We start from the raw sequence: 23,288 nt of genomic DNA, 5'->3' as shown, positions 1-23,288 counted from the left end.
GGGGGAACGCTCGGCCGCCCCGCCTGCGACACTGGGTCGCGTGCATCATCTGAGCTTCCGCGGGGGTGCGGTCGCGCTGTTCGGGGCGCTGGCGGCCGTGCCACTCGTCGTCGGCGTCCTCGGTTGGCTTGCCGACTGGCCGCTCGGCATGGACAGCGCGGTCTATCGGGCAGGTGCGCTGACGTTGCTGCACGGCGACCCGCTCTACGACACCGACACACTGGCGTTCGAGCCGGAGTGGGCGCAGCTGCCGTTCACCTACCCGCCCGCCGCCGCGCTGCTGTTCGTTCCGCTGGCGGCGTTCGCGGCGCCGGTTGCTTGGGGCATGCTCGGCGCGATCTCCATCGTCGCAGCGGGTCTCGTGGTGGTGCTCTCGATCCGAGCTGCCCGCGCCACCCACGGCACCCGGGCGCCCGGCGTGCTCGGCGGGGGGCCGCTTGTGGTCGTGGCCATCACGGTGGCGGTGCTGCTGCTGGAACCCGTCTGGCGCACGGTTTCACTCGGCCAGGTGAACTTGATCCTGCTCGCGTTGATCCTGGTGGATGTTCTGGTGCTCACCGCGCGCGGCAACCGCGCGGGGGGCGTGCTGATCGGTGTCGCCGCCGCCGTGAAACTCACACCGCTGATCTTCGTGCCGCACCTGCTTTTCACCGGCCGTTGGCGGGACGCGCTGCGCGCGGTGGCCACGTTCGTGGCCCTGCAGGCGGCGATGCTCGCGCTCATCCCGCACGATGTCGTCCGTTACTGGACGCGGGCCGTCTCCGACCCCACCCGCATCGGCACCATCCACTGGTCGGACAACCAGGCGCTCAACGGCCTCGCACTGCGGCTCACCGAGCAAGCGCCGTGGTCCATAACGGTCGCGCTCGGCATCGGTGCCCTACTGGCTCCGCCTGCCGTGTGGTTGATGCTGCGCTACCACCGCAGCGGCGACGAGCTGCGCGCCGTTTTGGTCACCGCGGGATACGGACTGCTCATCTCGCCGGTGTCCTGGACGCACCACTGGGTGTGGGTGATCCCGCTGCTGGTCACGCTGCTCGCTGGGGTGCAGAGCCCCGTCACCGCCGCGCCGAAGCGGCTCGCCACCCTCGCCGCCGTTCTCGTCGTGTTCGGCAGTTACGTCTTGCTGATCCTCCCGGGCGGCCGGGACCCGGACGGCTGGTCGGTGCTGGACCACGTGCTGGGCAATGCCTACCTGTACGTGCCGCTGGCGCTGGGCGCCGCCGCGTTCGTCAAGGAGTGGCGCAGACCGCAGGCGCGACGACCGCCGACGGGCGTGCGCGAGGTCACCGGCTAGGCTGGTAAGCCGTACGCACCGCCACAACCAGGGGATTCGCCCGCACACATGGACGCACACACCGGTCTCCCGATCGTCGGCATGGTCGGCGGCGGTCAGCTTGCCAGGATGACGCACCAGGCGTCGATCGCGCTCGGCCAGTCGCTGCATGTGCTCGCGGCAGGCGAGCTGGACTCGGCAGGGCTCGTCGCGGGCAAGGTCGTGACTGGCCATCACACCGACCTCGACGCGCTGCGGTCGTTCGCGGCGGGCGTCGACGTCCTGACGTTCGACCACGAACACGTGCCGTCTGACCATCTGCACGCACTCGCGGCGTCCGGCGTCGTGGTGCGGCCTGGCCCGGACGCCCTGCTGCACGCGCAGGACAAGCTGGTCATGCGGAGGCGGTTGTCCGACATCGGCTGCCCGGTACCGGCCTACGCCCCGATTGAGAAGCCCGAGGACCTCATCGCGTTTGGTGACACGCACGGCTGGCCGGTGGTGCTCAAGGCGGCGCGCGGCGGCTACGACGGCAAGGGCGTGTGGATGGTGGACTCGCCGGACGAGGTGACGTCACTGGACACGACGCTGCTGGACGCCGGGACGCCGCTACTCGCCGAGGAGAAGGTCACCATGGTGCGCGAGTTGTCCGCGCTGGTGGCACGTTCGCCGTTCGGGCAGGGAGCGGCGTGGCCGGTCGTGGAGACGGTGCAGCGCGACGGCATCAACACCGAGGTGCTGGCGCCCGCGCCCAAGCTGTCCGAGGATGCGGCGCACGACGCGCAGGAACTCGCGCTGCGTATCGCGGACGCGCTCGACGTCGTCGGGGTGCTCGCGGTGGAACTGTTCGAGACGCCAGACGGCGTGCTGGTCAACGAGCTGGCGATGCGTCCGCACAACTCGGGGCACTGGACCATGGACGGCGCGCGGACGTCGCAGTTCGAACAGCACCTGCGTGCGGTGCTGGACTACCCACTCGGCGCGACGGACCCGCTGGCGCCCGCCTGCGTGATGGCGAACGTGCTCGGCGCGCCGGAGAAGCCCGCGATGGGCCCGGACGAGCGGCTGCATCACCTGTTCGCGCGATATCCGGACGCGCACGTGCACCTCTACGGCAAGGAGGAGCGGCCGGGCCGCAAGCTGGGCCACGTGAACTTCCTCGCCGACAGCTTCGCCGACCTCGTTGAGCGGGGACGTCTCGCGGCGCACTGGCTGTCGCACGCGGAATGGCTCGACGGGTACGAGATCCACTAAGGAGCTTTCATGACGACGGATGCTCGGGTCGGCGTGATCATGGGCAGCGACTCGGACTGGCCCGTGCTCGAGGCCGCGGGGCAGGCACTTGACGAGTTCGACGTTGCCTACGAGGTGGGCGTGTACTCGGCGCACCGCACGCCGCAGCGGATGCTCGACTACGCCCGCACCGCCGCTGAGCGGGGCATTCAGGTGATCATCGCGGGGGCTGGCGGTGCCGCGCATCTGCCCGGCATGGTCGCCTCCGCCACGGTGCTGCCGGTGATCGGCGTGCCGGTGCCGCTGAAGCACCTCGACGGTCTCGACTCGCTGTTGTCCATCGTGCAGATGCCAGCCGGGGTGCCGGTCGCCACGGTCTCGGTCGGCGGCGCGCGTAACGCCGGGCTGCTCGCGGTGCGGATACTCGCGGCGAGCGACGCCGGGCTGCGTGACCGCATGGCGAGATTCCAAGCCGAGCTCTCGGACCTGGTATTGGCCAAGGACGAAGCACTGCGTGACCGCGCGGGAAAGCGGTGACCTGCGTCGCCCGCGGTAGGTGATGTGACGAATCGCAACTCCGCAATAATGTGAACGAGCGATAACATGGCGGGGATTGCAGCTGCCCTGACTCGAATGAGGTGACACTGGTGTCCGACGGCTTGTACCAGCTCGCAGAGGAACACGAGGAGCTCCGTGCGGCGGTGCGTGCTCTGGCGGAGAAGGAGATCGCTCCGCACGCCGAGGAGGTCGACGAGACCGAGCGCTACCCCGTCGAGGCACTGGAAGCACTGAACAAGGCCGGCTTCAGCGCCGTTCACATTCCCGACGAGTATGGCGGCCAGGGCGCGGACGCGATCGCCACCGACATCGTGATCGAAGAGGTCGCGCGGGTGTGCGCGTCGTCCTCGCTGATCCCGGCGGTGAACAAGCTGGGCACGATGAACGTCATCCTTGGTGGGTCCGAGGAGCTGAAGCACAAGGTGCTCGGTGACGTCGCGGGCGGCGCGACGGCGTCCTACGCGCTATCCGAGCGGGAGGCCGGTTCCGACCCGGCGTCGATGCGCACCAAGGCCATCCGCGACGGCGACAACTGGGTGCTCAACGGCACCAAGTGCTGGATCACCAATGCCGGTGAGTCGAGCTGGTACACGGTGATGGCCGTGACCGACCCGGACGCGAAGAACCCGGCGGCTGGCATCTCGGCGTTCGCGGTGCATGCTGAGGACCCCGGCTTCGTCGTCGGTCCCAAGGAGCGCAAGCTCGGCATCAAGGGTTCGCCGACCCGCGAGATCTACTTCGAGAACTGCACCATTCCCGGTGACCGGATCATCGGTGAGCCAGGCCAGGGACTCAAGCTCGCGTTCAGCACGCTGGACCACACCCGTCACTCGATCGGCGCGCAGGCGCTCGGCATCGCGCAGGGCGCGCTCGACGCGACGATCGACTACGTCAAGGAGCGCCAGCAGTTCGGCAAGGCCATCGCCGAGTTCCAGGGCGTGCAGTTCATGCTCGCCGACATGGCGATGAAGGTGGAGGCCGCGCGGCACCTGGTGTACTCGGCGGCGGCCAAGGTCGAGCGCGGCGACGCGGACAAGTCGTTCGCCTCCAGCGCCGCGAAGACGTTCGCCTCCGACGTGGCCATGGAGGTCACCACCGACGCCGTGCAGCTGTTCGGCGGCGCGGGCTACACCCGCGACTTCCCGGTCGAGCGCATGATGCGTGACGCCAAGATTACGCAGATCTACGAGGGCACCAACCAGATCCAGCGCATGGTGATGGCGCGGCAGTTGCTGAAGTGAGCTACGGCTCGGCGGAGCTGTCCGCCAGGCTTTCTGTCGAGTCGGCTAGTCACCCTGCTCGTTAGCCCGAGTTTGCTGGGCCTGCGGGCAGGGGCTGGTGCTGCTTCGGAGAGAAAGTAGATCAACAACGCTGCCGGGTTCCTGGGGCATCATGCTACGGCAGGAGCGTGAAGCCGGAGGTGTGGCGCGGCTTCACGACCTCGAAATGTCGAGCATCCAGGGTTGCTATACGGGTGACGCCGAGTCGTTCTGCCAGCGCCACCACGCATGCGTCCGCCGTGCCGAGTGGCAGGTCTGCGTACTTCTCGACCAGGTGGGCCGCTCTTTCGATGTCGGTGCGATACATCGATTCGACGGTGTAGATGCCGTCAGCGACGTCGTATAGGAAACCCGCCTCTGCCAATGGGCTGGCGCGTGACCCCAGCATGTAGCCGATCTCAACGAGCAGTGGCTCGGGTAGGATCAAGGGTTCGAGCGTGGCTGTCAGTAGATCAGTGCACGCTTCGTGATCGTTGTCCCGGCGGTTCCCCATGGCAACGATGGGGCCGGTATCAACGATGATCACGCCGTTTTGCCCGAGTCTCGACCAATTTCCTGGCGTGCGATTTCTTTGGCGCGCCTGCCGAGGTTGGGTTCACCGTCGAAGACGCCGACCGTGCGAAAACGTCGCCGGGTCGGCCGCGTTGTTTCTCGCCTGGTAAGCGCGCGAAGGAACTCGGTTGCGTCGGGAATTCTTTCTTCGGGTACTTGGTCAAGGAGTCGATGTGCTTCCGCGCGTTTCGCATCCTCTGGTGGTGTGTGATCGGCGCTTCGCAGTGGCACACCCGCATCAGTGAGAATACGGCGGATAAACGCGCTGGACTTGCCAGTAGATTCAGCGAGCTCGTGAATGCTTGCGCCCGCCTTGTACCTGCGCGTGAGTGCGGCAGTGATTGCGTCGTGCTCGTCGCCAGCGTCGTCGCTTCGTTTTCGTGCATCAGCCACGTGCCTTATCGCCTCCCGTGTAGAGCATCTGCGTTGAGTTTAGAACCCGTGGTGGCACTCGCGCCGCCCAAAATGCCTGCGAGTGGTACCAATGGCAGGGGAAATCGCCAATACCGAGGCGCGTGCGGTTCGTTAGGGACTTACCTCGCGCTGCGACCGGGTTGATCGGTCACCGGGTGGTCGTGGCGCAGGAAATACATCAACAACGCGGCAGGCCTGCCACGCGAGGTGGCGGGCGTTCGGGCTAACCCAGCAGGTCGACCGTCGTGCGTTCCGTCGTGCGGCGGTCGGCGAGCTTCGTCGGGTCGGCGTTGGAGACTTGCACGATCGACGCGCCCGCGGACAACGGTGCGAGGAGCGCGTCGATCACGCCGTCGGGCAACGTCCACTCGCGAGTGGCGAGCACCCGGTCGCCCGCGCTGATGCCGAGTTCCTCCGCGCGTGTGCGGGCGGTGGCCAGCACTTCGTCGACCGTGGCGGAGGCCAGTGCGGGTGTGTCGCCGTCGATCGGCAGCATCGGCGAGAAGTCGTCCGCGGCGAGTTTGGCATCAGAGAGGTAGTCGAACGCGCCGTCCGGCGGTGGGGTGCGCAGCCCTTGTCCGAGCGGGTCGAAGGCGACGATGGCGGTTTCGGCCGCCTCGGACGTCTCGTCACGCGGTACGAACGCCACCGCCGCGCCCTTGTCGTCGCTGACCACGTGCGCCCCGCACCAGAACGCGCCGAGCAGCACGCCTGCCGTCTGCCAATGCGCGGGCAGCCGCACGCACACCGGGTCGCCCGGTTCGACGTCGAACTCCTCGACCAACCAGTTGGCCGTCTTGGCCGCCCAGTTCGCCAGTGTCGTCGTTGACAGCTCGATGCGCGCGCCGGTCGCGTCGTCGTAGTGCGTGATCGCGGGCTTCGCGGCTGCCGTGGCGAGCAGCGGGCGCAACAACGTCTCGGTGATGCTCACGCCTGGACCCTATCCGTGCGCCCGTTGGCAGGCGGGGTTCGGGGAGGCGCTAGTTGACGCACGGGACGTCGTCAGCGCTGATCGGTTCCGCTGGTTGCGTGCTCTGGCCGGTGGGCGAACTGCTGTCGGCCGGCGCGGGCGCGTCGGGAGTGGCGGTCGCAGCGGTCGCAGCGGGCGAAGCTGGTGCGTCGGGGTTGGCGGGAGTAGTGGTGGCGTCGACGTCGTTGCCTGGCTCCGCGTCGGCGTCCCCGCCGTCCTCCCCAGGCACCGACTCCGGTGGCCCGTCCACCAGCCCATGCACGAACTCCCGCACCTCCTCGACGTCGACCTCCACGATGCTCTGCCCGTCAGGACTGCGGCCAGTGATCGTCACGACGGGAATCGTCACGAACTCGACGTCACCCGCAGCGAGCCCGCGCAGCCGCTGGACGAACTCAAGGACATCCAGATCCTCATCGAGCACGACCGACTGCCGGACGGCCGCCAGCAGCTGACTCAGCTTGGCCGGGTTGGTCAGCGTCCCTGCCGAGAGGACCTTGTTCAGCGCGGATCCGAGAAACACCTGCTGACGGACGATCCGGTCCAGATCACCACGGGACAGGTTGTGGCGCTGCCGCACGAACGCGAGCGCGTCGCTGCCGCTGATCGTCTGGTGCCCCGCGGGGAAACTCGCGCCGGATTTGGGGTCGTGCACGGGGTTCTTCAGGCAGACGTCGACCCCGCCGATGGCCTCGGTGAGCAGGTAGAACCCGAGCAGGCTGACCTCGGCGTAGTGGTCGATGCGGATGTCAACAAAGTTCTGCACGGTCCGCACCAGCGCCTGCCGCCCCGCCTCGTCCGACTGGCGCTCCACGAACGCCTGGTCTTCGATGCCCTCGTCGCGCAGCCGCTGGATCTCGGCCTGCTTGGCGAGGTTGAACGCGGCGGTGATCTTGGCCTTGCCGCCGGTCGGCACGTCGACCCAGCTGTCGCGCGGGATGGACACCGCGTGCGCCGGATCGCCGTTGCCGGGCAGCCGCAGGATGATGATGGTGTCGGTTCGGACGCCGGCTTCATTTCCCGTGCGTAGTTTCTGCAACGTCTCGGGCGGTAGCGGGTTCCCCTGGGCGTCGGTACGGGAGTCGGTGCCGACCAGCAGGATGTCGATGGCGTCGTCGGGTTTGGTCGGTGTGTCCGGCACGCGGTCGAGCGCCGGGGTACTGGTGACGCTCTCGCGGAGGGAACCCAGTATGACGTCGGCGTAACCGGCCACCGCGAGCACCGTGAGCGACAGCAACGCGACGCAGGTGCGGAGGGCGAGTGCCGCTAGCCTTCTCGTTCGTGATTGCGGCTTCCCCGCGTGCACCTGGATTCCCTCCCGCAAAACCGTGACAACAGGCTAAGCCACCTTCTGTCCGTATTGTCCGGGTGTCAGCGTGAGTCGTCAGTGAATCATCACCGAATCGTCACGAGGGGCATCATGTCGGGCCGTCGCGACAGTTGTCAGAGCGAAATCCCTAGACTTGCCGGTGGCGAACTGGGGCAAACGGAGGTGCGCCATGCGGGTGCTTGTGACGGGCGGGGCCGGGTTCATCGGCTCGCACTACGTGCGGGAAGCGGTGTCGGGCTCGTATCCCACGCTGGCCGACGCCGAGATCGTGGTGCTGGACAACCTCACCTACGCGGGTAACGAAGCTAACCTCGCCCCGGTCGCCGACGCGGAGCGCTACCGCTTCGTCAAGGGCGACATCCGCGACGGCGCGCTGGTCGCCGACCTGATGCGCGGCACCGACCTCGTGGTTCACTTCGCGGCGGAGTCGCACGTCGACCGCTCCATCCTCGGCTCGTCGGAGTTCGTGCTCACCAACGTCTTGGGTACGCAGACGCTGTTGCAGGCCGCGCTCGACGCCGAGGTCGGCAAGTTCGTGCACGTGTCCACCGACGAGGTATATGGCTCGATCGCGGACGGCTCGTGGCCAGAGGACCACCCGCTTGAGCCGAACTCGCCCTACTCGGCGTCCAAAGCATCCTCGGACCTGATCGCGCGCTCGTTTTACCGCACGTATGAGCTGCCGGTGTGTATCACGCGGTGCTCCAACAACTATGGCCCGTACCAGTACCCGGAGAAGGTCATCCCGCTGTTCGTAACGAACCTGCTCGACGGCAAACCGGTTCCGCTGTACGGCGATGGGCTGAACGTGCGGGATTGGCTGCACGTCGACGACCACTGCCGGGGCATCCAGCTCGTAGCGGACGACGGCAGGCCGGGCGAGATCTACAACATCGGCGGCGGCACCGAACTGAGCAACAAGGAACTCACCACACGCCTGCTCGCCGCCGTCGGCGCGGACTGGGACATGGTCACTCCCGTCGAGGACCGCAAGGGTCACGATCGGCGTTACTCGGTGGACATCACCAAGATCAGTACCGAACTTGGGTACCGGCCGCGGGTGGCGTTCGACGACGGACTCGCCGAGACTGTGCGCTGGTATACCGAACACCGTGACTGGTGGGAACCGCTGAAGAACGAGGCTTGATTATGGCGTTGGCGTTGCTCGTACCCGGAGGTAGTGGCCAGCTGGGGGGTGATATCGCGCGGCGCGCCAGCGAGGCGGGCGCTGTTGTCCGCGCGCCTGGCTCTGGTGACCTCGACGTCACGCAGGCCGGACAGGTGATCGCCGCCGTGCGGGAACTCGCCGCACTGGCGAAGGACGAGGGCCACCAGCCGATGGTGATCAACGCGGCGGCCTACACCGCCGTGGACGACGCCGAGACTGACGAGCAGCGGGCGTTCGCTGTCAACGCCGACGGGCCGCGCGGGCTCGCGGCGGCGTGTGCGACGACGAAGGTGCCGCTGGTGCACCTTTCCACGGACTACGTCTTCTCCGGCGAGACCGACCGGCCGTACGAGCCGGACGACGCGCTCTCGCCGCGCAGCGCGTACGGCCGTACCAAGGCCGCGGGGGAGGCGGCGGTGCTCGCGTCCGGCGCGCGGGCGTGGGTGGTCCGTACCGCGTGGGTGTATGGCGCTGGCGGGAAGAACTTCGTCAACACGATGATGCGGCTGGAGGCCGAGCGCGACACGCTGTCCGTCGTCAACGACCAGCACGGCTCGCCAACCTGGACATCCGACCTGGCGGACGGACTACTCGAGCTGGCAGGCGCGATCGTGGACGGCCGTGCGCCGGAACCGCAGGCGTTGCACTGCACCGGGGGCGGCGAGACGACCTGGTACGGGCTAGCCCGGGCGGTGTTCGAGGAATTGGGCGCCGACCCGGAGCGGGTGCAGCCGTGCACGACGGCGGAGTTTCCGCGTCCAGCCGCTCGGCCCGCCTACGGCGTTCTCTCCAACGCCTCGTGGCGTGCGGCGGGCCTGACTCCGCTCCGCGACTGGCGTGAGGGCCTGACAGCGTTCATGGCGGCGCAGCGCGCCGAGGTGTGAGCGCGGACGTCGCTTCGGGCCGGTGGATCTTGATGCGTCGTGGCGATATGGTTCGCCGGAACGTCGCATGATCCACAGCGGGTCAGCTCGCTCGCGTGAGACACAGGATCGCGCCGGACGCCTCCGCGTCGTCGCCGAAGCCCTCGAAGTAGAGGAACTCCGCATCCTTGAAGGGGGCGCACGCCTTCTTGCCTTCCTTGCTTTCGAACTCCGCCATGGTCTTGTCCTCGACCCTGCCAACGACCTGGTAGGTAGCGTCCGGCGTGCCGCAGTCGGTGATCGCGATGGAGTACGGCTTGTTGATGTCGCCCGCGAGGCAGTCGCCCACCTCGGCGCCGGTGAGGGTGAAGAAGCGGGTGTAGATGAACAACGCCGCAAGGCCGAGCGCGGCTATCCCGAGCACGACCGCCACCATGATCGCGAGCGTTTTCGTTGTGCTCTTGGTGCGTGCTGGCTGACGGGGCGGGGAGTACGGGGTGTGCTCCGCTGGTTCGCCCTCGGGTGGGTTGGTCATCGTCGCTCCCTGACGGGTTGTCCCCACCATTGTGGGTCACGTTGCGAGCAACTATAAGTCAGGATTCACGCAAACCGGACTTATCTATCGATGCGCGGCTACGAAGGACGTCCTCGTGTGTCTGACGCACGTAAGCAGTCCTTCGTAACTCCCTTCACCCCCGCGCGAACCGGTACGCGTCCACCGTCAGCTCCGCGCAGCGGCGCCAGGTGAAGCTCGCGGCGTGGGCGCGGCGGGCCTGCGAGATGGATGCCGCATGGGAGTCACCAACTGCGGTGGCCATGCCCACCGCCAGCGCCTCGACGTCACCGAACGGCACCAGCTCCGCGAACCCGCCCGCGACCTCGCGCAGCGAGGGAACGTCGGTGCACACCACGGGGACGTCGCAGGCCATCGCCTCGAGCACCGGCAACCCGAAGCCCTCGTCGCGCGACGGCAGCACCAGCGCGCTCGCCCCGGCGACGACGTGCCGCAGGTCGACGTCCGAGACATACCCAGCGTGCTGGGAGCGGTCGTTGACCAGGAACGGGCCTGGTCCGATAAACACCAGTGGCGGCAGGTCCGGGTTGAGCTCGTGCGCGCGGGCCAGCCACTCCAGCCCCTTGCGCGGCCCGGAAGCCCCGACGAACAGCAGGTATTCGCTAGGCAGGCCGAACTTCGAGCGCAGGTCGTTGTTGGGTGGGAGAGCGGTGAACCACGCCGGATCGACCCCCAGCGGCGTCACCATGATCTTCTCGCGGTCGACGTCAAGCCGTTCGGCCACGCGGTCGGCAACGGCAGCGGTCGGCGTGCAGATGGCATCGGCGCGCTGCGCACTGACCCGCGTCAGCTCGGGCAGCCGGACGTCGCTCGGCGCGAGCTCATCGGGGGCGTCGAGGAACGTGAGGTCGTGGATGGTCAGCACACCAGCGGCCCGTGCGGTACCAGGCAGCACGAAGTTGGTGCCGTGGACGACGTCGGTGCGTCCCGCGAACAGCTCGACCGGTGGGAAGCGGCCGCGAAGCCAGGCCGCGCGTAGTGCCCGCGCGGAGACAGGCATGCCGCGCGCCCGCACCCCGTGCGGCAGGACGTGGCGGAGCTTGCGCCAGCCACGCAGCGTGAAGGCGACCGATCGGGTGTCCACCTCGGGCATGGACGCGAGTTCTTCGGAAAGCGACGCCGTGTAACGCCCGACACCGGTGCGCTCACCCAACAGCGGCGTGCCGTCGAACAGTACGCGAAGCGGCCGGTCAGCCACGGTTGCCTCCCCTCACCATCCTTGCCTGCCTGCGGTGTGCACGGGAGCGGTCGAGGGGGTCCGCGTAAGACCGCGGGCACGTGATCGCATCGTCAGCACCTACGTAGTTGACCACGATCACCGAGATGAACGGGTCCCCCGTTGGCACTAGGCAGTCCTCCTTCGCCTGAGCCCTTGTCGCCACGAGCCCTGAGAGTAGTCCGCCAGGGCAATGCGGTGGGGATTGAGGCTGCCGTTGTGCCGTTATGCCGGTTCAGGAGGGTTTGTTGTGGCTGCTCGGGCCACTCAGTGCTGCTCGGCCAACGCCGAGAGCTCCTGCTCGATCCGCTCGACGATCACGGCTCGGTCCGCGCCCCGCGCGTTGAGGTACGGGGCGTCGGGGGAGCCGGTCAGGTAGGTGATCCAGCGGGCGCCGGGCTGGACATCGAGGACGACGGGCGCGCGGCGGCCATTGGTGTGACGGCGACCGTTTCGGTCCCTGACCGCGACCATCAGCTTCGCTTCCCGTAGCCGCTGCTCGGGGTCGTGCAGTGCATTCATCCGCTTGGCTTCGCGCGGCACGGTGCGCTCGACCGCGATGCCTGACGTGGGTGCGGTGAGGTCGCTGACCGCGCAGGTGATGGTGCGCTCGGTTGCGGGCTGGCACTCGCCAATCGCGTCGACGATCGCGTGCGGCAAGTGGTCCGGAGCGACGTCATGCAGTACGACTTGGTCGCTGCCCTCGGTGTATTCGGCGTAGACGGCGTCGGAGCCGCTGACGCCGGTGTGCGCGCGCCAGGACTTCTCCTCGGTGCCGATGTAGGCGAAGCACTCTTGCTCGCCCGCGCACAGCGCGCGCAACGCGATGACGACTTCGATGCTGGGCGCGCCCCTGTCGAGCAGGTTCTGGCGAGCGAGTTCGGCGTGTGCCGCGTCGGACAGCTCGGCCAGTTCGTTCTCGTCGCGCCAGATTGGCTCCGGACGCAGCGTGGCGGGCAGGGTGAGCCCCTGCCGCGACGCGAGGAAATCCAGCGCCGACGACGTCAACCACACGTCTTGTGGGAGCAGCACGGTCGTTATGCCCCTTGTGCTCTACTCGCCGATCACCGGGCGGACGACGAGGTTACCGGTTTGGTCATCGATGAGCTTCTCACCCTGCTCGTCGTGTTCGACTTCAAGGCCGGAGTCCATCTCCTGCTTGATGTAGTAGCGGTCCTTGTGCTCTTCGTCCTCGCCGCTACCTTGACCGCGACCGGCGGCACCTCCGCCCATCATGCCGCCCATCCCGCCGCGTGGGCCGAATCCGGCGCCTGCCTTGCCCGCCGCGGCCTGGGAGGCTCCGCTGCCGCCGGGACCGAACGGCGCCGCGCCGCTCGTCCTGCCAGCGCCGCCGGGCCCGCCAGGGCCGTAGCCGCCCGCAGCGCCAGCACCGGCACCCGCGCCCGCGAAGCCGCCGCCAGCGACAGCGCCACCGGAGACGGCCCCGCTGCCGTGCGGTCCGAACTCACCGCCGTAGCCGCCGCTGCCGGGGCCGGAGAGGCCAGCCGTCGAGGTGTGTCCTGGTGGGATGACTGTCCCGTCCGGCATGACGATGCTGCCGTCTGGCCTGCGCAGCCGGCCATCCGGGTAGCGGATGGACCCGTCGGGATAGTGGATGCTGCCGTCCGGCATGCGGACCGACCCGTCCGGCAGGCGGGTGGCGCCGGGCGGCAGGCCGGTCGATGTCGTGCCGCCGCCGCTCGCGTAGCTGCCCGGACCCGTGCCGGTGTTTCCGTAGCTGCCGGGCGAGCCGGTCGTGGGCGCGGTCGTTCCGCCGCTGGACGGCGCGGTCCAGGCGCCGCCACCACCGGATGCCGTGGGGGAGCCGACGGACGGTCCCGTAGTGCCGCCACCACCGGTTCCTGTGCCGCCCGATGAGCTGACGTTGAAGTCGATGGCCGTGGGGTCGCCGGTCAGCGTGCCGTAGCTGGACGGGAAGACGCCCGCGTTCTGCTTCGTGCCGTTGTAGTAGGTGTTGTAGGCGTCGACGATCTCCTGCGCCCTGGCATTCCAGTTCTCGATCTCCTCATCGCGGTCGGTGAGGATCGGGGCCCAGTCCGACGCGAAGGTCGACTCCGGCTTCTCGCCAGGTCCGGTGCCAGCGGTATTTTTGACCGTGTTGAATGACTCGCCCTGGGTGTCCATTTGCATGGACACGTTGTTCTGGTTCTCGGACGAGACCTCGGAGGCGTCCGAGAGCGGCTTCACGGCGCCTCGAGCAGCGTCACCGGACTCGCCGACCCAGGCGGTTTCAAGCCTGCCCACTAGCCTGGCGAAGCTTATCTGCCGCTCTTTGTAGTCCTTGACCAGGTCGCGGGACGTAGCGCTTGAGTCGTGGTAGCTCGTGGGGCCGCTGCCCCCTTGGAGCATGTCAGCGATTTGCTGCGCCGTGTAGCCCATGGTGTGCCCCCACTATCTCACCGAACTCATGGTCTTCAACGCCATTTCGGCGGCCTGCTTCATGACTTCACATGGGCGGTCTCGGTCTGGCGAACCGAGGTGGAAACGCCCGCCAACGTTGATGACTTGCTCGTCGGTCACGCCCACGCTCAACGCACACGCCCCGTTGTCGCGATTGTCGATGGCACCGCCAAACACGCCGGGGTAACCGTTGATATCGACGGGTTCGAAGTACCCCAAGTCTGACTTGTTCTGGTAGACCCCCGTGATGCCGAGCGGCTGTTTGTTCAGCAATACAATGGTGAAATTGCTCGAATCCTTGCCGCGCCACTCGCATTCAGGGCCGTTGTCCTGGTCGGGTGGTCGCCGAATGTCAGCGGCGTAACCGATCTTCTTGGCCTGCTGCGTGGTGAGCATGGCACAGGGATCCTCGTTGTATTTGTCGAGGTTTTCGATCGGGTCTGTCACCTGTGGTGCTGATACCTGCGGCGTCGTCGTTCTCGGGCCGACATCGACAGTTGGCTGGGTTTCGCCGTTCGACGTTGGCTCGCCAGCTTCGCCGTTGCTGCATCCCGCGAGCAGCAACGCCGTTGCCGCCACGGCAGCGGACACGGTGGACAGTTTCACTCCAGACCTCGTTCCCTATCACGCATCATTTCTTCGGCCGCCTGCTCCCCGTGTTCTTTGGTGAGAATGGCTTTTTCAATGGCATAACAGTACGCATTCGCATAGGAGTACTGATCTTCAATCGCCTGAGCGAATGTTTTCTCGTAATGATCCTTCGCCGCTTCGTAGTGCATTTTGCTCGCCGGGTCATTGGCCATCGGCTGTAGCTGTACTGCGGCCTGGTCGTTTTTTCTGGCGATGCGCTCGAAGGCGTCTCGCTCCGCCTCGAACTCCTTCTTGAGTTGTTTCATCTCTTCGACGCTGAACTCGAATTTGCCACTGTCCACGCCGCTGGGAGCCGAGAGCTTGTCGTACAGCCGCTGGGCAAGCCTGACGTGGGGCACAAAACCTGCCACTGTCTCGAGAGCCTTCTCATTCGGGCTCTCGTAGTCGAGGCGGTTCTCGTCTTCACCAGCCATGATCTCCCCCTGAACTTGACAGGTCCGCACCGCTCAACACGATACCGAGCGCGGTACGACGTGTCAGCGTATCGGTGGAGGTCGTAGGCTGCTCGGGTAGTCCACACCACCCGGAGCGTCGATTTGCCGTGCGCATGTTGATGGTGATGGCTTCCTGTGCCGCTAGCACGCCGCCGCGCGCTGTGGCGTCGCCCGGTCGCGTTACTCCATTCGGGTCGAATCCGGGGGCTTGTTCGGGCACTCTGCCGCCGCTCGGCGGGCGCGGGGGAGCCTGCACGGGGCCGACCGCACGGCCATCACGGCTGGCCAGCCCACCGCGACCCAGCCCGGCCATCGACGTCATCTGCCAACTGCAGACGGCGTAATCGGGGATCTGCCGACGGCGACGTCGACCGCAACGAGCGCAACCAGTAGCCATCGATGTTTCCGCAGCGTACAGGGCGTTTCCGTCAGGTGAGCGATCTTGCGCGGGGTGCCATCGCCGAGCTGACAGTCAACCCAGACAAGCCCCGGGAACACGCCGCGCCACCGCCATCCGATGTGGACGCGAGACGTGCACCACAGCATCCGCACACGCGCCGCGACACCGCCCGATACACCGAGTGATGATCGCGACTCGCGACAGCGAGGCTCTTGGCACGACCAGCACAATGGAAGCGTGCCTGAGCTCGTCGTTCTCGCGGATCAACTCTTCGCGCCAGTGCCAGGCGGAACTGGGCGCTACACCGGTGAGCTGCTGCGCGCCCTCGCGACGACCGCGCCCGACGACTGGGTCGTTACCAGCGTCGTGTGCCGACGTTCCGACGTCCGGCCGGCCATGATCGAGGGCGTCAACGGACCCCGTGTGCTGCCGATGCCGCGCAAGGCGCTGCTCGCCGCCTGGCAGGCGGGCGTCCCGTACTGGCCTGGCGGTGATGCCGTGCACGCTCCGACGCCATTCGCTCCGCCGCGCAAGCCCGTCGCCGGCAAGTACGCCAAGGGCACACTCGCCGTCACGGTGCACGACACCGTGCCGTGGACCCACCCGCACACCCTGACCCCGCGCGGCGCGAACTGGCACCGCTCGATGGTGGCGAGGGCGATGCGGCGGGCGGACGTCGTCGTGGTGCCCACTCAGTCCGTCGCGGACGACCTGCGCCGCTACGTGCCAGGCACCAGCTCGGTGCGCGTCATCTCGCACGGTGTCGCCCAGGTGTTCAACGCGGCCGAGGACGCGCAGGTCCGCGTCGACGTCTCCCACCTCAACCTGCCGGACCGGTACGTGCTGGCCGTCGGCACCCTCGAACCGCGCAAGGGCCTCGACGTCCTGATCGAAGCCGTGGCCCAACTGCACCAGAACACCATGTTCGCGCCACACCTGCTGCTCGTCGGCCAACAGGCGAAGGCTGGCATGGACCCGGCGGCGCTGGCGGCCGAGCACGGGTTGGCACCGGACGTGGTCCGGGTGTTCGACAAGCTGTCCGATCTCGAACTGGCCGAGGTCATGCGGAGGTCAGCCGTGCTCGCCGCGCCCAGCCACGCCGAAGGTTTCGGGCTGCCAGTGCTTGAGGCGATGGCGGCTGGCGTGCCCGTGGTGCATTCCGACGCGCCCGCGCTGGTCGAGGTCGCGGGCCGGGCCGGGGTGACCGTTCAGCGCGGCGACGTGACCGCCCTGTCCGACGCGCTGCGCGACCTGCTCGGCGACCCGCTTTGGTCCGCACAGCTCGCGGCCGCCGGGCGTCGTCGGGCAGCGGAGTTCACGTGGCGCAGCGCCGCCGAGGCGATGTGGCAGCTGCACGTCGAGGGCTACGAGGTCAGCAGGCAGACCGTGCGGGCGCGGGAGTGAGCCGTGCCGCGACGCCGGGTCATGCCCCGCCCTCTCGCCGGGTGACGGAACGGGCACAATAAGCATCGTGCCCACGCGATCGACGTCACAGCAGCGGACCTACGGCGACGAGCTCGCCGTCGTGACCGTCACCTACTCACCGGGCGAGACGCTCGAACGGTTCCTTGACACGCTGGCCAAGGCCACCACTCGCTCGGTGCGGGTGATCCTCGCCGACAACGGTTCCACCGACGGCGCCCCGGAGAAGGCCGCCGAGCGCGATGGCGTCCGGTTGGTGGCCACCGGCGGCAACCTCGGCTACGGCAGCGGCGCCAACGTCGGCGTCGCCGAGCTGGACGACAGCGTGGGCTGGGTCGTCGTCTGCAATCCCGACCTGGAGTGGGAGCCGGGCGCGCTGGACACGCTGCTCGAGGCCGCCGAGCGCTGGCCGGAGGCTGGCTCGCTCGGGCCGCTGATCAAGGAGCCGGATGGCACCGTCTATCCGTCCGCGCGCCTGCTGCCGTCGATCGGCAGAGGCATCGGTCACGCGCTGTTCGGCAAGGTCTGGCCGCGCAATCCTTGGACCCGCGCGTACCGGCAGGAATCCGGCACACCGACCGAGCGCACGGCCGAGTGGCTGTCCGGCTCGTGCCTGCTGCTGCGTAGGGCGGCGTTCGATGGCGTCGACGGCTTCGACCAGCGCTACTTCATGTACTTCGAGGACGTCGACCTCGGCGACCGGCTCGGCAGGGCAGGCTGGCAGAACGTCTACGTGCCTTCCGCTGCCGTCATGCACATCCAGGGGCATGCCACCGGCAAGGAGTCGGCGCGGATGCTCGCGGTACACCACGACAGCGCGTACCGCTACCTTGCCGACCGCTACACCAGCCTCGCCGCCAAGCCGATGCTCGGGGTGATTCGCCTCGGCCTCACGCTGCGGCTGAAGCTGGCGACCCGGTGGGACTCCTGAAACGGCACCAGTCGCGGCTCGGCGTCCAGTCCAGCGTGGCGTAGGTGCTCAGGTCAGACAGCGCCGCCGCCTGGCGTTAGCCGTCCAGGCGGCGGGAGAGGTTCGACTTCCTCCGCTGTGTCGTCGTCGGGATGAGGCCGGTGATCTCCTCGGTCTCCACCTCGTCCGCCTCGCGTTGCGCCTGCTCTTCGAGGGTGCCGTACCGGTGACCGGCGCCCCGGGCATGCGGTGGCTGCCGCGCCCTGTCGCGCTCCGCGCGCGGGTGCCTGCGCTCGTCGTTCTCACGGATCTGCTCGTCGGACAGCACGGTGGTGGCGTCCGGGTCTATGTCGTCCTCGGCACTGGTGACCATGGTGCGGGGTATCTGCACGGTACTCGACGCGTCCATCGGTGAGACGGCGCTGTTCGGTGTTACGACGAACGTCCCGCGCGCTTGTGCTCGTGACAGCAGCGCATCCGCCCTGTCGAGAGGATCCATCTCCGACCTCCCCGGTCTCACCGGGCCACATTCCCTTTTCGCCCGTGCACCGTCCAGGGTATGCCTTCGTGGCGCGTGACGTCAGGTAGTCACGCGGTCTGTCGCCCATCCATGTGGAGTGAGCCGGACGAATGAGAGTATGTGGACCATGCCGGAGTCTCGATCTGAGCAGCGCATGACTGCCAACGCGGATGCGATCGTCCTTGTCGGTGGGAAAGGGACGAGGCTGCGGCCACTGACGCTGACCGCACCGAAGCCCATGCTACCCACGGCTGGCGTGCCGTTCCTCACGCATCTGCTCTCGCGCATCAGGGCTGCCGGTATGCGCCATGTCGTCCTAGGGACGTCCTATCAGGCAGAGGTGTTCGCCGAGTACTTCGGTGACGGTTCCCAGCTCGGGTTGGAGATGGAGTACGTCGTCGAGACCGAACCGCTCGACACCGCTGGGGCCATCCGCAACGTCGCTGACCGGCTGCGCGGCGAGCACGCCGTGGTGTTCAACGGCGACATCCTGTCCGGCACCGACCCAGCCGCGCTGCTGAATGCGCACACTGACGCCGACGCCGACGTCACGCTGCACCTAGTCAAGGTTGCCGACCCGAGCCGGTTCGGCTCCGTGCCCACCGACGCGTCCGGGCGAGTGACGGCGTTCCTCGAGAAGACGCCGAACCCGCCGACCGACCAGGTCAACGCGGGCTGCTACGTCTTCCGCCGCGACGTCATCGAGTCTATTCCCGCTGGCAGACCGGTGTCGGTGGAGCGCGAGACGTTCCCAGGGCTACTGGAGTCCGGCGCGACGCTGCACGGGTTCGTCGACTCGTCCTACTGGCTCGACGTCGGCACGCCCGCCGCGTTCGTGCGGGGATCGGCCGACCTGGTGCGAGGCATCGCACCGACGCACGCGCTGCCAGGCGAGCCAGGCGAACGGCTGGTACTCGGCGGGACGTCGGTTTCGCCGGAGGCCAGTGTGGACGGTGGCACGTCCGTCGGCGTGTCGGCGTCGGTCGAGGCTGGCGCGCGGGTGTCAGGGTCGGTTGTCTTCGACGGCGCCCGGATCGAGCGCGACGCGGTGGTCGAGGACTCCGTCGTTGGCCGCAACGCTCGCGTCGGCGCTGGCACGGTCCTGCGCGGCGTCGTCCTCGGCGACGACGTCCAGGTTGGCGCTGGCTGCGAACTGCTCGACGGCGCCCGGCTCTGGCCCGGCGTCGTGCTCCCGGACGGTGGGGTGCGGTTCTCCACGGACGCCTAGCGGTCCGTCGTTAGCCCTGGCTTGTTACCGGGTTTCGGCGGTCAGCGCCGCACGCACGATCGCGAGCGCTTCGTCATCGCTGATACCGAGGCCGGTGACGGTTCTGGCGTAGGCCTTGGCCGCGGACGCGGCCCTGCGCCGGGTCTTGTCGCTGCCCGCCGCGACGAACGTGCCCGCGCGGCCCTTGGTTTCGAGCAAACCGGCCGCTTCGAGCTCCCGATATGCCCGCGCGACGGTGTTCGGTGCGATCCCGAGGTGGGTTGCCAGGTTGCGTACCGTTGGCAGTTTGCTCCCCACGGGCAAGTCGCCTGCGTTGATCTGCTCGGCGACTTGTGATCGCACCTGCTCGTACGGTGACAGTCGAGATCCCGTATCGATGCTGACGATCATTGGTCGAGTATGCCGCGCTCGTCGCCGATGGTGAATGCAAGGCAGGGGGCCATTAACACGTCTGGGCTAACGACGGGGCCAGTTCATCGTTGCGGTTCGTACTGGGAGTGGACCGCGGCGATCAGCGGCACGAGATCATCACTGCCTTCGGGTAGCGCGTCGATCGGCCACCAGCGCAGGTCGTCTGACTCTTCGCTGCGTACCGGTTCCGCCCCAGCAGGCGCCCGGACCACGAACCGGACGTCGAAGTGTCGCGTCGGGACGCCGAGCGAGCAGGTCACTGGGTGGACGTCAAGGTGCACCGGAAGCGGGTCGATGCACAGACCATCCATTCCGGACTCCTCGGTGGCCTCTCGCAGTGCGGCCGCACGCAGTGAGACGTCCGCTGGCTCGCAGTGCCCCCCGAGTTGCAGCCAGCGGCCGATCCTGGGGTGGAGTGTCAGCAAGACATGTCGTTCCGCGCTGTCCAGTACCAGCGCGGACGCCGTCAGGTGCCCTGGCGCGCAGGCGCGCTCACAGGCATCAGCCCGAGCGTCTAGATAGGACAGGTACGCCTGGCGCAGCGACTCCTGTTCCAGCGTGGACGGTCGCCACGCGCTGAGCGTGTCGGTGGCCTCGGCGTGCAGGCTCACAGTTCCGTCAGTCCCTCTCCCAGCTCGCGCGGCGGGCGGGGCGCGAGGGTACCGTCCGCCGGGTGTCCGATGGCGATCGCGCCGAGCGGCTGCCAGTCGCCCGGTAGATCCAGTGTCTCGCGGACGACGTTGGGTGCGAAGATCGTCGAGCCAACCCAGCAGGAGCCGAGCCCTTCCGCGGCGAGCGCGACAAGCAGCCCCTGCACCGCGGCCCCGCCAGCGACCGTGAACATCGTGCGCTCGGACTCGCGACGGCGCTGATCCGGGTAGTCGTGCGCGCCGTCGGCTACCAGAAAGGGCACCACTAGCTCGGGCGCGTCGAACAGCAACTGCCCGCGCCGCACCCTGCGTTCGATCCGCTGAGGGGAGAGTCCGTCGTCGGCCAGGTCGGCGCGCCACGCCTGCCGCATCGCTTCCAGCAGGTCCTTGCGCCGGGCCGCCTCGCGCAGCCACACGAACCGCACCGGCTTGGTGTGGTGCGGCGCTGGCGCGGTGAGCGCGACACCGACGGCTCGACGTAGTGCATCGGCGTCCACCGGCTCGTCGCTGAACGCGCGCACCGACCGGCGCAGCAGCACGGCTTCCGACCGCCCCTGCGCGATGGCTTCGGCGGTGCCGAGCCGGAACAGGTCCTCCTCGATCGGCCGGATCAGGTCCCGCGCCCGCGAGCCGTCAGCATCGACGGTCAGTCCTCGGATCACGGCGACGGGTGTGCCGCCGAGCTTGCCTTTGACCAGGTCCGCCGCCGCCGCGATCTCGTCCGCGACGGCCACCTCGGTCACCTCGAGCTCATTGCCCTCGGAGTCCACCTCGCCCGCGTAGGAGTGCAGCACTCGCAGGCCGCTCGCGCCGATCGCGGCATCGGTCTGCCCGATGCGCCATGCGCGGCCCATGGTGTCGGTGATGACCACGGCAACGTCGACGCCGAGCCGGTCACGCAACCCGGCCCGCAGCGCGGCGGCCGAGGTGTCCGGGTCTTCCGGCAGCAGCGCGATCTGGTCGCCAGCGACGTTCGACGCGTCCACCCCGGACGCCGCCTGCACGATGCCGAGCCGGTTCTCCGTGATCAACGTCGCATGTATCTTCGCGAGCACCCGTACCGACTCCTCGTCGACGTACCGGCGTCGCGCGGCATCCCGCGCGGCCTCGTCGGTGGGCACGCGCCGGATCCTGCCCTCCACCTTGGACACGATCTTCGACGTCACCACGACGACGTCGCCAGACGTCAGCCACGGTGCGGCGTCGGCGATCGCGACGGCGAGGTCGTCGCCCTCGTGGAAAGCGGGGAGCCCGTCGACGGCGCGGATGTCTACCCTGGGCGCGGCGTGGTCAGTCAACGCTCGTTCCCGCCAGTTCGAATGCCGCCCGCACCATCGCGACCGTGGCATCCACATCGGACATCAGCAGGGGGACGTCCATCACGTCGATCCCAGGCACATCGGCGGACTCACCGGCCGCGATCAGCCAGCCGTCCAGAATGCCGTCGGCCTTGCGCGCGCCGTAGTGCCTGCCGACGGCCTCGGCCGTGGTCTCGACGCCGATCGCGGACAGGCATGCGTCGGCCATCCCGCGCAACGGCCGATCGCCGATGATCGGCGACACCCCGACGACCTTGGCCTTCGTCGCTTGCAGCGCAGGTTTGATACCAGGAACGGCTAGCACCGTGCCCACCGAGACCACCGGGTTCGACGGCGCGATCAGCACGACGTCCGCCTCGGCGAGCGCCTCCGTCACGCCAGGAGCCGGCTTCGCCTCGTCCGCGCCGATCGGCACGATCGAGTGCGCCGGGAGCCCGGCGCGGTAGCGCACCCACCACTCTTGGAAGTGCAGCGCCTTCTGCTGCGCGGGCTCGTCCGGGTCGTCGACGACGACGTGCGTCTCCACCCGGTCGTCGCTCATCGGCAGCAGCGTGACGCCCGGTTGCCAGCGGTGGCACAGCGCCTCGGTGACCGCCGACAGCGGGTAGCCCGCGCGCAGCATCCTGGATCGGATCAGGTGGGTGGCGATGTCCTTGTCGCCGAGCCCGAACCACGTCGGATCCGCGCCGTAGGCCTTGAGTTCCTCGGAGACGGTCCACGTCTCGTTCGCATGACCCCAGCCGCGCTCGGTGTCGATGCCGCCGCCGAGGGTGTACATGCAGGTGTCGAGGTCGGGGCAGATCCGCAGCCCGTGCAGCCAGACGTCGTCCGCGGTGTTGACCAGCGCGGTGACGTCGTGGGCGCTGTCGTCGGGGGCCGCGCCAATGGCCGGCATACCCAGTGCGGCCTTGACACCGAGCAGGAACCGGGCGCCGCCGACACCGCCCGCGAGCACAACTACCTTCACGAGTCCTGATTCTCCCATGTGCCTGCTTGCACGCCGCACGACGCCTTGTCTGCGTTGACCGCGGCGAATGACGCTTTCCCCGCGCCCAGTGCGGTGAAAGCGTCATTCACCCCACGTCGGCGGGCACCCAGTACCGGTGCCGGTGGTGCTGTTGCGCGGCGTCCGGCGGATCGGTGTCGGCGCACAATCGCCACCACGACGGCGACGGCTGTGTGACAGCTGTCACGGGTGCGGCGCAGCGGTAAGTTGATCACCGACCCTGCTCGCAGAACCAGATCGTGCCCGTTTTGTCCGACACTCATGGGCCTACGGGCAGGGACGGTGATCAACTCAGCGGAGGCGGGATCGGCCGTGACAACCTGCGGGCGCAGGGAGAGCGTCATTCGCCTCGTCGGCCGCAAGTAAATGCGTCGTTCGCCACATCAACCCCGCTACGGATGTCTCATCGCGTGGAATAAGGGTGGCCTCACGATCCCTCGCCGGTACGTTCGGCGTACTGTGCGGGGTAGCCACCACAGCTA

The 23,288-nt window shown here is 68.1% G+C and carries 24 protein-coding genes; 9 read left to right on the top strand and 15 right to left on the bottom strand.

Features of this window, described 5'->3' with window-relative positions; genetic code table 11:
* The first annotated feature begins 40 nt into the window (after window positions 1-40).
* The 4 genes from AMYHA_RS25085 to AMYHA_RS25070 all read left to right on the top strand — a co-directional run bounded on the left by AMYHA_RS25085 (window position 41) and on the right by AMYHA_RS25070 (window position 4,308).
* Entirely contained in the window at window positions 41-1,297 is a 1,257-nt protein-coding gene (locus AMYHA_RS25085) for a glycosyltransferase 87 family protein (RefSeq protein ID WP_231104892.1), read from the top strand.
* Window positions 1,298-1,345: 48 nt separating this feature from the next.
* Window positions 1,346-2,530, top strand: a complete 1,185-nt coding sequence (locus tag AMYHA_RS25080; RefSeq protein WP_034275111.1) for a 5-(carboxyamino)imidazole ribonucleotide synthase — start codon at window positions 1,346-1,348, stop codon at window positions 2,528-2,530.
* A gap of 9 nt (window positions 2,531-2,539) precedes the next feature.
* Window positions 2,540-3,046, top strand: a complete 507-nt coding sequence (gene purE, locus AMYHA_RS25075) for a 5-(carboxyamino)imidazole ribonucleotide mutase (protein WP_034275110.1) — start codon at window positions 2,540-2,542, stop codon at window positions 3,044-3,046.
* Between the two features lie 110 nt (window positions 3,047-3,156).
* On the top strand, window positions 3,157-4,308 hold the full coding sequence (locus AMYHA_RS25070) for an acyl-CoA dehydrogenase family protein (RefSeq protein ID WP_456236144.1): 1,152 nt from the start codon (window positions 3,157-3,159) through the stop codon (window positions 4,306-4,308).
* A gap of 154 nt (window positions 4,309-4,462) precedes the next feature.
* Here the strand turns inward: AMYHA_RS25070 and AMYHA_RS25065 are convergent, their stop codons facing one another.
* The 4 genes from AMYHA_RS25065 to AMYHA_RS25055 form a co-directional block, all read right to left on the bottom strand.
* The gene (locus AMYHA_RS25065) at window positions 4,463-4,873 is read right to left on the bottom strand and encodes a type II toxin-antitoxin system VapC family toxin (RefSeq protein ID WP_034275108.1); all 411 of its coding nucleotides are present in this window, start codon (window positions 4,871-4,873) and stop codon (window positions 4,463-4,465) included.
* The gene (locus AMYHA_RS28125; protein WP_231104891.1) at window positions 4,870-5,292 is read right to left on the bottom strand and encodes a helix-turn-helix domain-containing protein; all 423 of its coding nucleotides are present in this window, start codon (window positions 5,290-5,292) and stop codon (window positions 4,870-4,872) included. Before AMYHA_RS28125 ends, AMYHA_RS25065 begins: the two co-directional genes overlap by 4 nt.
* Before the next feature lie 244 nt (window positions 5,293-5,536).
* Window positions 5,537-6,244, bottom strand: coding sequence for a TIGR03089 family protein (locus AMYHA_RS25060; RefSeq protein WP_034275105.1), 708 nt, complete (start codon window positions 6,242-6,244; stop codon window positions 5,537-5,539).
* Between the two features lie 49 nt (window positions 6,245-6,293).
* Window positions 6,294-7,589, bottom strand: coding sequence for an LCP family protein (locus AMYHA_RS25055; RefSeq protein ID WP_051400284.1), 1,296 nt, complete (start codon window positions 7,587-7,589; stop codon window positions 6,294-6,296).
* Window positions 7,590-7,782: 193 nt separating this feature from the next.
* On the opposite strand from AMYHA_RS25055, the gene rfbB reads away from it, so the two are divergent.
* Together rfbB and rfbD are read left to right on the top strand one after the other, a co-directional pair.
* Window positions 7,783-8,760: a dTDP-glucose 4,6-dehydratase gene (gene rfbB, locus AMYHA_RS25050; RefSeq protein ID WP_034275103.1), complete on the top strand. Its 978-nt coding sequence runs from the start codon at window positions 7,783-7,785 to the stop codon at window positions 8,758-8,760.
* A 2-nt stretch (window positions 8,761-8,762) separates the two neighbouring features.
* The gene (gene rfbD / locus AMYHA_RS25045) at window positions 8,763-9,665 is read left to right on the top strand and encodes a dTDP-4-dehydrorhamnose reductase (RefSeq protein WP_034275100.1); all 903 of its coding nucleotides are present in this window, start codon (window positions 8,763-8,765) and stop codon (window positions 9,663-9,665) included.
* A gap of 82 nt (window positions 9,666-9,747) precedes the next feature.
* On the opposite strand, the gene AMYHA_RS25040 is transcribed toward rfbD, so the two are convergent.
* The 6 genes from AMYHA_RS25040 to AMYHA_RS25015 all read right to left on the bottom strand — a co-directional run bounded on the left by AMYHA_RS25040 (window position 9,748) and on the right by AMYHA_RS25015 (window position 14,919).
* Entirely contained in the window at window positions 9,748-10,179 is a 432-nt protein-coding gene (locus AMYHA_RS25040) for an LppU/SCO3897 family protein (RefSeq protein WP_034275097.1), read from the bottom strand.
* 154 nt (window positions 10,180-10,333) lie between these two features.
* The gene (locus AMYHA_RS25035) at window positions 10,334-11,416 is read right to left on the bottom strand and encodes a glycosyltransferase family 4 protein (RefSeq protein ID WP_034275095.1); all 1,083 of its coding nucleotides are present in this window, start codon (window positions 11,414-11,416) and stop codon (window positions 10,334-10,336) included.
* A gap of 285 nt (window positions 11,417-11,701) precedes the next feature.
* A complete protein-coding gene (locus tag AMYHA_RS25030; protein WP_084037491.1) occupies window positions 11,702-12,466 on the bottom strand; it encodes an ESX secretion-associated protein EspG in 765 nt (254 codons plus the stop codon).
* Between the two features lie 21 nt (window positions 12,467-12,487).
* Entirely contained in the window at window positions 12,488-13,834 is a 1,347-nt protein-coding gene (locus AMYHA_RS25025) for a hypothetical protein (protein WP_051400283.1), read from the bottom strand.
* Between the two features lie 12 nt (window positions 13,835-13,846).
* Complete coding sequence (locus AMYHA_RS25020) at window positions 13,847-14,461, bottom strand: DUF3558 domain-containing protein (RefSeq protein WP_034275091.1); 615 nt, start codon at window positions 14,459-14,461, stop codon at window positions 13,847-13,849.
* Window positions 14,458-14,919, bottom strand: coding sequence for a hypothetical protein (locus AMYHA_RS25015; protein WP_157362394.1), 462 nt, complete (start codon window positions 14,917-14,919; stop codon window positions 14,458-14,460). The genes AMYHA_RS25020 and AMYHA_RS25015 overlap by 4 nt, the downstream gene beginning before the upstream one ends.
* A gap of 658 nt (window positions 14,920-15,577) precedes the next feature.
* On the opposite strand from AMYHA_RS25015, the gene AMYHA_RS25010 reads away from it, so the two are divergent.
* Window positions 15,578-16,744 carry a glycosyltransferase family 4 protein gene (locus tag AMYHA_RS25010; protein WP_034275087.1) on the top strand — a complete coding sequence of 389 codons (1,167 nt, stop codon included), beginning with the start codon at window positions 15,578-15,580 and terminating at the stop codon, window positions 16,742-16,744.
* A gap of 67 nt (window positions 16,745-16,811) precedes the next feature.
* Entirely contained in the window at window positions 16,812-17,693 is an 882-nt protein-coding gene (locus AMYHA_RS25005) for a glycosyltransferase family 2 protein (RefSeq protein WP_034275085.1), read from the top strand.
* A 76-nt stretch (window positions 17,694-17,769) separates the two neighbouring features.
* Here the strand turns inward: AMYHA_RS25005 and AMYHA_RS25000 are convergent, their stop codons facing one another.
* The gene (locus AMYHA_RS25000; protein WP_034275083.1) at window positions 17,770-18,171 is read right to left on the bottom strand and encodes a hypothetical protein; all 402 of its coding nucleotides are present in this window, start codon (window positions 18,169-18,171) and stop codon (window positions 17,770-17,772) included.
* Between the two features lie 175 nt (window positions 18,172-18,346).
* On the opposite strand from AMYHA_RS25000, the gene manB reads away from it, so the two are divergent.
* Window positions 18,347-19,420, top strand: coding sequence for a mannose-1-phosphate guanylyltransferase (gene manB, locus AMYHA_RS24995; RefSeq protein ID WP_034278770.1), 1,074 nt, complete (start codon window positions 18,347-18,349; stop codon window positions 19,418-19,420).
* Between the two features lie 24 nt (window positions 19,421-19,444).
* Here manB and AMYHA_RS24990 read toward each other — a convergent pair whose 3' ends face one another.
* The 4 genes from AMYHA_RS24990 to cofD all read right to left on the bottom strand — a co-directional run bounded on the left by AMYHA_RS24990 (window position 19,445) and on the right by cofD (window position 22,767).
* Window positions 19,445-19,810, bottom strand: coding sequence for a GntR family transcriptional regulator (locus AMYHA_RS24990; protein ID WP_034275081.1), 366 nt, complete (start codon window positions 19,808-19,810; stop codon window positions 19,445-19,447).
* A gap of 83 nt (window positions 19,811-19,893) precedes the next feature.
* Entirely contained in the window at window positions 19,894-20,442 is a 549-nt protein-coding gene (locus tag AMYHA_RS24985) for an NUDIX hydrolase (RefSeq protein WP_034275078.1), read from the bottom strand.
* Entirely contained in the window at window positions 20,439-21,779 is a 1,341-nt protein-coding gene (locus AMYHA_RS24980) for a coenzyme F420-0:L-glutamate ligase (RefSeq protein WP_034275076.1), read from the bottom strand. The genes AMYHA_RS24985 and AMYHA_RS24980 overlap by 4 nt, the downstream gene beginning before the upstream one ends.
* A complete protein-coding gene (cofD, locus tag AMYHA_RS24975) occupies window positions 21,772-22,767 on the bottom strand; it encodes a 2-phospho-L-lactate transferase (protein ID WP_034275074.1) in 996 nt (331 codons plus the stop codon). The genes AMYHA_RS24980 and cofD overlap by 8 nt, the downstream gene beginning before the upstream one ends.
* Window positions 22,768-23,288 lie beyond the last annotated feature (521 nt).

The organism is Haloechinothrix halophila YIM 93223 (assembly GCF_000504245.1).
In the GTDB taxonomy this organism is placed as follows: Bacteria; Actinomycetota; Actinomycetes; order Mycobacteriales; family Pseudonocardiaceae; genus Haloechinothrix_A; species Haloechinothrix_A halophila.
Note: the sequence above shows the minus strand (reverse complement) of the source record. Positions and strands in the feature narration are given on the sequence as shown.

What these genes read in the sequence shown, in the direction of transcription:
- rfbD (WP_034275100.1), top strand. Translation starts at nt 8,763, where the DNA reads ATGGCGTTGGCGTTGCTCGTACCCGGAGGTAGTGGCCAGCTGGGGGGT.
- manB (WP_034278770.1), top strand. Translation starts at nt 18,347, where the DNA reads ATGACTGCCAACGCGGATGCGATCGTCCTTGTCGGTGGGAAAGGGACG.
- AMYHA_RS25025 (WP_051400283.1), bottom strand. Translation starts at nt 13,834, where the DNA reads ATGGGCTACACGGCGCAGCAAATCGCTGACATGCTCCAAGGGGGCAGC.
- rfbB (WP_034275103.1), top strand. Translation starts at nt 7,783, where the DNA reads ATGCGGGTGCTTGTGACGGGCGGGGCCGGGTTCATCGGCTCGCACTAC.
- purE (WP_034275110.1), top strand. Translation starts at nt 2,540, where the DNA reads ATGACGACGGATGCTCGGGTCGGCGTGATCATGGGCAGCGACTCGGAC.
- AMYHA_RS24990 (WP_034275081.1), bottom strand. Translation starts at nt 19,810, where the DNA reads ATGATCGTCAGCATCGATACGGGATCTCGACTGTCACCGTACGAGCAG.
- AMYHA_RS25000 (WP_034275083.1), bottom strand. Translation starts at nt 18,171, where the DNA reads ATGGATCCTCTCGACAGGGCGGATGCGCTGCTGTCACGAGCACAAGCG.
- AMYHA_RS25015 (WP_157362394.1), bottom strand. Translation starts at nt 14,919, where the DNA reads ATGGCTGGTGAAGACGAGAACCGCCTCGACTACGAGAGCCCGAATGAG.
- AMYHA_RS25040 (WP_034275097.1), bottom strand. Translation starts at nt 10,179, where the DNA reads ATGACCAACCCACCCGAGGGCGAACCAGCGGAGCACACCCCGTACTCC.
- AMYHA_RS25080 (WP_034275111.1), top strand. Translation starts at nt 1,346, where the DNA reads ATGGACGCACACACCGGTCTCCCGATCGTCGGCATGGTCGGCGGCGGT.